A 610-nucleotide genomic window follows, 5' to 3' on the forward strand; every position below is an offset into this window, starting at 1 on the left:
GGGGAGGCACGGAGGAGGAGTGTGCGCGCCGAGGAGGCGCACGCCTGGGGCGCGCTCGTCGCGACCGCCCGCCGGACGGTCTCCGACGGCCTCGTCGTCGGCACCTCCGGAAACGTCTCGGTGCGCGTCGGCGACACCGTCCTGGTCACACCGTCAGGCGTCCCCTACGACCGCCTCGCACCCGCCGACACGGTCGGTGTCGACCTCGACGGCCGCCAGGTCCTCGGCACCCTGCTCCCGACGAGCGAACTCCCCATGCATCTCGCCGTCTACCGCAGCACTGACGCCCACGCCGTCGTCCACACCCACGCCGTCCACGCGACGGCCGTCTCGACCCTCGTCCCCGAACTCCCCTCCGTCCACTACATGTCCGGCGCCCTCGGCGGCCCGGTCCGCGTTGCCCCGTATGCGACATACGGCACGGAGGAGTTGGCCGAGAACATGCTCCAGGCCCTGGTGGACCGCTCCGCCTGCCTCCTCCAGAACCACGGCACGATCGCCTACGGCGCCTCCCTGGACCAGGCCTTCGACCGCACGGCCCAGCTGGAGTGGATGTGCCGGCTGTGGCTGACGGCTTCGTCGGTGCCAGGGTTGTCGCCGACGTTGCTGA

Annotated in this window: 1 protein-coding gene; it reads left to right on the forward strand. The window is 71.8% G+C overall.

The features are described 5' to 3' along the window. Positions 1–21: 21 nt before the first annotated feature. The coding region (locus tag AC31A1_RS52330) for a class II aldolase/adducin family protein (protein ID WP_489660064.1) at positions 22–610 on the forward strand (589 nt) is incomplete at its 3' end.

The sequence above is a fragment of the Streptomyces sp. P5F9 genome (assembly GCF_057961495.1).